This is a genomic window from Bradyrhizobium jicamae (assembly GCF_001440395.1).
In the GTDB taxonomy this organism is placed as follows: domain Bacteria; phylum Pseudomonadota; class Alphaproteobacteria; order Rhizobiales; family Xanthobacteraceae; genus Bradyrhizobium; species Bradyrhizobium jicamae.
In genome coordinates this window covers 21996-30008 of record NZ_LLXZ01000223.1, presented here as the reverse complement: position 1 = coordinate 30008, position 8013 = coordinate 21996, and the positions used below count along the sequence as shown (strand labels likewise).

Here is an 8013-nt window from a genome sequence, read left to right as displayed (position 1 = left end):
AATTTACCCGACGCGCCGGATCAAACACGCGGTTGTGCCTTGGACATTCAAGCGATTGACTACTGATCTGCGATATTCGTATCGTGGCAGTCGTTCATCCCTCACTGAATATCTTGAACGCAATCCGATCACAGGTCTGTTGATCGCGAAAGACGACCAAATACTATTCGAGCACTATCAGTATGGCCGAACCGATACCGACCGGTTCCTATCGCAATCGATGGTCAAGTCGATCACCGGGTTACTGGTTGGAATTGCCGTGTCCGAAGGCGCGATCAAATCAGTTGACGATACACCGCAAACCTATGTGCCGGGGTTCAAGGGTACCGAATACGGCGTAACGCCGATACGTGACCTTTTGCACATGTCGTCGGGTGTCGACTTCGGAGAAGACCGAGACGGCGGCCGCGATCTCGATCGCTTGTGGCGCGACATGGTGCTTGGACTGGGCACGCCCAAGAAAGGGACCGTCAACAGCATCGTACAATTTAATCAACGGATCGCGCCGCCAGGTACGAGATACCACTATGCCAGTATCGAGCCGGACGTACTCGGCGTCGTTCTCCACAGCATTCTGAACAAGTCCGTCTCCGAGTATATGGAGGAAAAGGTCTGGAGCCAGATCGGCACAGAGGCTGATGCTAGTTGGTTTTTGGACGCAGAGGGCTTTGAGTTAGCGCACTTTGGTTTCAATGCGGTGCTGCGCGATTATGCGCGGCTCGGACGCTTGCTTGCGCACGACGGCGCGTGGGACGGCAAGCAGATCATTCCTGCGCAATGGATGATCGATGCGACAACGGTTCGCCCGTCAGACAGCTATTTGCTGCCCGGCAAGGCGATGCCCTACTTCGGTTATGGGTATTTTCTGTGGTTACCGCCCGGCAAGAGACGCCAGTTCGCGTTCTCCGGGGACCTCGGACAACGCGTATGCATCGACCCTGCCTCTAAACTTGTTCTGGTCCAGACCGCCCTAAAAGACAGCCCGGAAGTCTGGCATCTTTGGGCTGAAGTGGTCGCTCAGCTCGGTCGGCAATAGCGCGTACCGTACAGGGCGATGTCTGAGTTGGGTCAAAAGCCGGCGTTGAAGGTCGCGCTGAGCTACGTCCGGTCTACGCCCACGAGCCGGCGTGCCCGACGGCCAGTGTGATCTTCGGCCAAGGGCCAACACCAGACGTGCAGCGCCGCATCGTCGACCGTATCGAGCCGAAGACCTTATTCCTCTTCGGAGCGCCGGGCGAAGGTCCCCGTGCATGCGGCACCATCCGTTGGGCATCGCCAGTGATTGACACCGGCTCCCGCTTCTGGTTATCGCCCCATAGCGTGGACTGAAGTACATGAGAAATCGCGCGGCGTTGATCCTTGGGGCGGTCCAAACGTGTACCGCCGGCCCGGTGCCCTCCGTCGTCAATTATTGGGCCCCTGCCTTTTGTGCTTTCGGCACCGCCTCGAGCATGAGCGCGAGCGCCTTGTCGAAGCCTGAAGTGGCGTAAAGTGCGCCCCGATAGTGCCCGAGACGCACGACGACGAGATCGTGCGAGGGAATGATCAGCGTGGTCTGCCCGCCAGCGCCCGCCATGTAATAGGCATCGCGCGGGACTGGATACTGCCGGTCGCCGTTGAGCCAGAAAAAAGCTCCATAGATCGGCCGATCGTCCGCGGCCCAGGCGGGCGCAAGCGTGCTGACGAATGTCGTGTAGCCCTCCGGGAGAATGCGCTCACCGTTCCAAACGCCCCCCTGAAGAAAGAGATTGCCAAGCCGCGCCCAATCGCGCCCGGAACCCACCTCGTAACCTTGCCCCAGAAAATTTCCGAACGGATCAGTTTCGATCACCATCGTACGGATGCCGAGCTTGTCGAACAGCACCCGCTGGGGAAATGAGAGATATTCCTCGCCGCGTTTTTCGACGCCGAGCCGGATCAGATAGTTGATCAGGACAGGATCGGTGTTGCGATAGCGTCCGACCGTGTTGGGCGGCCATTGCAATGGCCGTGTCGCAGCGTAGTGAAAGGAATTGACGCCGCCGGTATAGAGATAGACGTGATCCGGGTAAGGCCCACTTGGGTCGTAATCTGGGTCTTGGGGCGCCCTGATCCGAAGCCCGCTCGACATGTGAAGGAGATCCGCGATGCGTATCTTGGCGCGCGGGTCGCCGGGCGTTTGCCATTCAGGAATCGGTGCTGGCTGGTCCAGATCATAGACGCCGTCTTTGACCAGAATGCCAAAGAGCGCTGCCGTGACGCTCTTGCCCATGGACCAGCTTTCGAGCGGCGTCTGCGCCGTAACACCTTCCGCATAGCGCTCGGCAATGAGGCGGCCTTTCCACGTCACAACGAACGCCGCGGTCAACCCTTCGGCCGGCTGGAACGCGGCATCCACGGCAGCATTGAGTTTCTCGGCGTCGATCTCTGTCGGCAACGGTTCCTGCGGCAGCATGTCGCCCATGGGCCACAGCTCGGTTCCGGGATCAGGCAATCGGCTCTTGACGGCGACCGGCTTGAAATTCACGGAGATCTCGCCGATGGGGAACGTGACGCACCCCTGGCTCCCGAGATATTTGGCGGTACGGGTCACGCCGTTAGGAAGCGTGACATGGACCGCCTCGTTGGCGCGATCGATGACGGGCTTACCGAGCCTCGCGCGCAGTCCGAAGGGCGCCGTGAAGAACCCAACATTTGCGGCCGCGAAATCGGGCGCCAGTCCGGTCATGAATACTGCGGAACACATGACCTTCGCATATCCGGCGGCATGATGCGCCAAGGGGTCGCCTGGTGGCGGCACGTAGGGCGTATCGAGTTCGAAAGATTTCGCGCGGGCGATGAGCGCGTCGTTGGCCAGAGCCTGCGGAGCCACCGCTGTACCGGTGAGAGCCGCAAGAATCGTCACCAGAAGACACCTATTCATGATCGTTCCCGCGATAACGAACGATAATCGTGTGGTTCAAGTGCTGCTCGCGCAGCACATCATTATGCGCCAACCCGGATCTAATGAGAGTATGAACCAGCTGTCGGGCGCAGGATATCAGATTGGCGGCACAACCGCTCGGTCGCCGGCTATAGTCGGCGACTTCCGTTTCGGGTCATTAGCCGCTATGCAAGGCACTGACACCGAGGTCTGATTCAACTTGCAAAGCGGACCTCACCGCTCTTCATCCGGATGCACCCACTTATACGGCGTGATCTCCCGCTGCTCGGTCAACTTGATCATGCGGACAGGCGGCTTGTAACGGCGCGTCCCGCAAGACCGGCATCGGAACGACGCCTCTAGCTTCCAGATCGGCGTGTCACGCGCCCTGCGGACGCATCCAACGGCAAGCTCGCCCGTGTCTAGCACCGGCAGCATTAGATCTCCAGCCAGCCGTAACCGCCGTTCAGGCATTGACCTATCGTTGGGCTCGGCTGCGCGGGCCCGCCATAGCCTTCCATGCGGATTGACCATGCTTCCGCCTCAGCTCGATCCGCCGCACGGGCAGCCTTCCTCGCCTGTTGGCGGGCCGTTTCGGCGCGCATCTTCGCGCCCATGATCCGGCCGCCCCATATGACCTCACGTGCCTTGGTGCTCATGCTGATATTACAGCGGCAGCGATGCTGTTGCGCAATCCACGACACCTAGCTGCTCATCGGACCTTCATCGCTTTAGCTTGGTCAAGCGTGCCGGTGCGCTCCCAGCGAGCGGTAAATTAGGAGGGCGCACAACAACGGTCGGTGTTGCCTTTGGGCAACCCATGCCCCGCTCCCGCTCACTGAAGATAAGGTCGGCCGTTTTTAAGGAGTCAGCATTATGGATGTGTATTTGAACACCAGACGCCATTTGCTCGTTGTGAAGAGCGGATGTCCGATCCCTGTCGTTGCTCCGGGAGGCTGGCGCAAGACTAAGAAGCGGGTCGCCAAAGTCAGCGAGGAGATTAGTTCAGCGATTCAGACGCACGGCTACTACATGCGCAAGCTGAGGGACCGAAATCATACAAAAGGCGGGATGGGTATCGCGGCGGTTTCGGCAAATGTGCAATCTTTACAGCATCACGACTAACCAAGAGGCCATCGGCGCACTGTTCCGCGTGGTGAACCGATATGTCGGCAACCTCGCGCCGATGCCGGGCGTGTTTCCCGATTACCCCGCACCGGTAATTCGCAATGCGGGCACCGAACGGGAGTTGGTCCTGATGCGCTGGGGCATGCCGCCACCGCCGCGCACGGGCGGACCGCCGGTTACTAACATTCGCAACACCTCCTCGCCGCACTGGCGCGGCTGGCTGAAGCCGGAGAACCGCTGCCTCGTGCCGTTCAGCTGCTTCGCCGAGTACGCACTAGAGCCCAACCCGGCGCCGTGAGATCCGCAATTTGAGGACTTGCCCTAGTGTCGGAACGCTTCGGCCGGTTCGAGCGCGGCGGCACGCGAGGCAGGATAAACCCCCGACAGCAAACCGATCACGCCGCCGACGGCTGGCGCAAGCAAGGGAGCGAGCGGGTCGAGCACCGGGGTCCAGACCTGATACGCCGAGACACCCACCACGATCAGCACGCCGACGCTGGATCCGAGCAGTCCCCCCACGACACCCATGGACGCACTCTCGATAAGGAACTGTGAAGCGATGTGGCGACGAGTAGCGCCAATGGCACGGCGCAGTCCAATCTCCGCTGTTCGCTCCATTACCCCCACCAGGGTGATATTTGCGATCCCGAGCGCGCCGACCACGAGCGACAGACCACCCAGCAGCAGGAACATCATATTGAGATCGGTTTGTACGTCGTCGCGCACGCGCCGCGGCTCCTGCGGCAGTTGCACGCGAAGCGTGCGCGGGTCGTCGGGCCGCAGCGCCGCCCGCGCCTGCAGCGCGATCAGGGAAGCGGCGCCGATCTTGGTCTCCACGACCACCATGCCGGGTCCGAACAGACTGAAATGCCGTCGCGCCGTGCCCTCGGGAATGATGACCGAACCGAGTAGTTCCGGCTTTCGCACCACATCGCGGAGGATCCCGATCACGAGATAGAGCTCGTCGCCGACATAGATCGCGGGCAACCGCTCGACTCCAGTGATGCCAAGGCGCCGCGCGGCATCGGGGCCGAGGATCGCAACTCGCTCGGCGCGGGCAGAATGCCCCCCGTCGATAAATCGTCCCGAGGCGAGCTCGGCGCGCACCGCGCGGAACAGATCCGGCGAGGCGGCGCGCACCGCCAGTTTGAATGCGGTCTGATTGGCAGGATCCACCACCGGCGAGGCGCTGACGAGCATGTCGTGGACATTGACGTCGCTGAGCAGGCCTGCGGCCACGACACCGTTCAGCCGGACCAGCCGTTCCGGCGCGTCCCATGGAATGGCACGCGGATCAATCGTGCCGGTGGCCATTCCCGGCCGCGCCGTGATGAACAATTCCGTGGCGGCGAGTTGATCGAACTGACTGATGATGCGATTACCGGCGGTTCGCGTGAGACCGACGGTGGCTACCAGCGCCGACATACCGATCACGATGCCAAGCACCGTCAGCGCCATGCGCGCCGGCCGCGCGATCGCCCCGGCGATGGCCTCGGATACGAGGTCGCGCGTCGTGATCCCCGAAGGCGCAATACGCGCCCTGGATGGAGGCGGTAATGCCGTCTCGCTTCCGCCAAAGAGCTGGCCGTCCTTCATGCTGACCCGGCGTGAACCCCGGCGCGCAACGTTTTCGTCGTGGGTGACGACAACAATCGTCATGCCCTCCTTGTTGAGCTCGGTGAAGAAATCCAGAATCGACTCGGTGTTCTTGGAATCAAGATTGCCGGTCGGCTCGTCGCACAAGAGCAAGCTCGGTGAACCCATCAGGGCGCGGGCGATCGCCACCCGCTGACATTCGCCGCCGGACAATTTGGAAGGCAGGAAATTCGCGCGATGCGCGAGGCCGACGCGGCGAATTTCCTCCATCGCCCGTTCGCGCCGCCCGCGTCCGGTACGCTGGCGGTACACTTCCGCTAACATGACGTTCTCGAGGACGGTGCGATAAGGCAGCAAGTGGAATGACTGAAAGATGAATCCAACGCGGCGGCTGCGCAGCCCGGCCCGCTCATTCTCGGTCAGCTTTGTCGTTTCGATACCATCAAAAACGTACTGTCCGCTGGTTGGCCGGTCGAGGCAACCGAGGAGATTCAACAGCGTGGATTTCCCCGAGCCGGATGGACCGGTTATCGACAGCCATTCGCCGCGCCGCAACACGAGATCCACATCAACCAATGCGTCGACCGCAGGATCGGTCCCGAACCGCTTGCACACCTTACGCAGGTCGAGCACATGGTCGGCATCGGCAGCAACCGCCTTGGTCGGCAATGCCTCCCGTATATTTTCCATGAGCTTCATTTCACTGCTGCTGGCTCCGCTGTCTTATACCCGACCACCACGAGTTGGCCGGGGACCAATCGCGCGTCGGAGGCGTCCACTTCGACATAGCCGCCCGTCGAAAGCCCCGGCTGCACGGTGACGTATTCCTGCTTGCCGCCGCGATCGACCAGCACGCGCGACGTGCCGTCGGCGGCAAGCGATACCGCGCTGGTCGGCACCGCGGTGACCGAGCCCTTCGACGTTTCGATCGGGATAGTCAGACGGACAGAAAACCCTGCCAGCGGCACAGGCGTGGTCTCTACCCTGACCCCGAGATAGAAGTGATAGCCGTCCACGCCGCGCGTGCCGGGTGTGTTCGCCACCGTCTCGACGACGCCAGTCGCTTTGATCCCAAGCGCCTGCTCGTCGATCGCAACTTTCATCCCAGGCTTTACTAACGGCGCGGCTTCAAGTGGCAGCTGCGAGTCGATACTGAGCTGGTTGTCGGTTACACTCATGACCGGCCCGGAAGCATTGGCTGCAACCGCAGCGGTCACCTCGTGGACGCGGATCGGAAGCGACGGGATGAATACGACCTCGTCCGCGGGCACCTGCACTCCGAGTTTCGCACGCGCCGTCGCGAGTTCGCGTTCGAGCCGCCCTGCTCGCTCGCTTGCGACCTGGACGTCGAATTCGGCGAGCGTCTGCTGTTCCTGCGCGGCGCGCACGTTGCGCTCCCCTTCCAGGCGGGCCGCCTTCACGGCTCCCTCGGCAACCCGGATCCGTTCGTCGGCCAGGCCGGCCTCGCGCGCCGCGGTCTGTATCGCCAGATCGGCTTCCAGCTTCGCCTTGCGCTGCGCAGCACGCGCCACTTTGAGCTTGGCCTCAGCCGCGGCACGCGCCGTTTCGGTCTGGCGCGGATCGAGAACGATCAGGGCGCGATCGGCGACTTGGGTGGCAACGTCGGCACTGGCCGCGGTCGCGGAATGCGCGGCCCGAGCGCGTTCGGCTTCAAGCGCGAGCGATTTTCCGGCGCGCGCGTCGGCCAACTGGCGGCTATCGCCAATACGCGCCGCGCTGTCGAGGGCGGCCTGTCGCGTGTTCTGCTCCGCGGTAGCCCGCGCGGCGGCGACGGCTTTCACCGCGGTCTCGCGCGTGGCCTCGGCTGCAAGCTGGGCCCGCGCGGCATCCGACCACTCTCGCTCGAACGCGGCAACGGCCGCGCGTTGTTCGCGCGTCGGTGCAAACGGATCCCACCCGACCTTTCTATACATGCGCTCGACGGCGCCGGATGTCTTTTGATCGTAATTGCCATCGACTGTGCCCGGATCGAAGCCGAGACGAGCCAAGGCCTCTTCGAGCTGGCGGACGTCGCCGCCGCTGGTTCCGGGCGCCATGTCGCGAAAAGCCGGTGCGGCGCCGCTGAGGACAAAGACCGGACGGCCGGATGCGGATAGAATCACCTCGCCTTCCCCAAAGTTCGTATTTGGTCGAGGCAGCGACGAGATCAGCCCGACAGCGCCCTTGACCGTCGAAGGCGCGATCGAAATCGGCTGCGGCAGCCCGAAGCGGACCGTGCCCCGGGTGACGACATCTGAACTCAATACACGCGCCTCCACCGGCACGAGGATCGGGGATGCCTCGGGGGCCGCCGTGCGCGCCGCCATTTCTGCCGGCGACTGGATCCTGGAGCCCATGTACCAGGCGCCAAGCGCCATGCCTCCAAC

General features: G+C 62.5%; 5 protein-coding genes and 2 pseudogenes. 3 read left to right on the top strand and 4 right to left on the bottom strand.

Annotation, left to right across the window (positions count from 1 at the left end; genetic code table 11):
* Positions 1 to 1036: serine hydrolase domain-containing protein (locus CQ12_RS39780; protein WP_210180612.1), on the top strand; the 1036-nt coding region annotated here is incomplete at its 5' end.
* A gap of 372 nt (positions 1037 to 1408) precedes the next feature.
* On the opposite strand, the gene CQ12_RS39775 is transcribed toward CQ12_RS39780, so the two are convergent.
* Positions 1409 to 2443, bottom strand: coding sequence for a serine hydrolase domain-containing protein (locus CQ12_RS39775; protein WP_198164394.1), 1035 nt, complete (start codon positions 2441 to 2443; stop codon positions 1409 to 1411).
* 147 nt (positions 2444 to 2590) lie between these two features.
* Between CQ12_RS39775 and CQ12_RS45570 the strand changes: the two genes are divergently transcribed.
* Positions 2591 to 2929: a hypothetical protein gene (locus tag CQ12_RS45570; RefSeq protein ID WP_198164393.1), complete on the top strand. Its 339-nt coding sequence runs from the start codon at positions 2591 to 2593 to the stop codon at positions 2927 to 2929.
* A gap of 207 nt (positions 2930 to 3136) precedes the next feature.
* Here CQ12_RS45570 and CQ12_RS39765 read toward each other — a convergent pair.
* Positions 3137 to 3561 (bottom strand): annotated as a pseudogene (locus CQ12_RS39765) (hypothetical protein).
* Positions 3562 to 3998: 437 nt separating this feature from the next.
* Between CQ12_RS39765 and CQ12_RS39760 the strand changes: the two are divergent.
* Positions 3999 to 4319: pseudogene (locus tag CQ12_RS39760) on the top strand (SOS response-associated peptidase family protein); the annotation flags it as partial.
* Positions 4320 to 4351: 32 nt separating this feature from the next.
* Here CQ12_RS39760 and CQ12_RS43135 read toward each other — a convergent pair.
* A complete protein-coding gene (locus CQ12_RS43135) occupies positions 4352 to 6325 on the bottom strand; it encodes an ABC transporter ATP-binding protein/permease (RefSeq protein WP_198164392.1) in 1974 nt (657 codons plus the stop codon).
* On the bottom strand, positions 6322 to 8004 hold the full coding sequence (locus tag CQ12_RS39750; RefSeq protein ID WP_245310347.1) for a peptidoglycan-binding protein: 1683 nt from the start codon (positions 8002 to 8004) through the stop codon (positions 6322 to 6324). Before CQ12_RS39750 ends, CQ12_RS43135 begins: the two co-directional genes overlap by 4 nt.
* Positions 8005 to 8013: the final 9 nt, after the last annotated feature.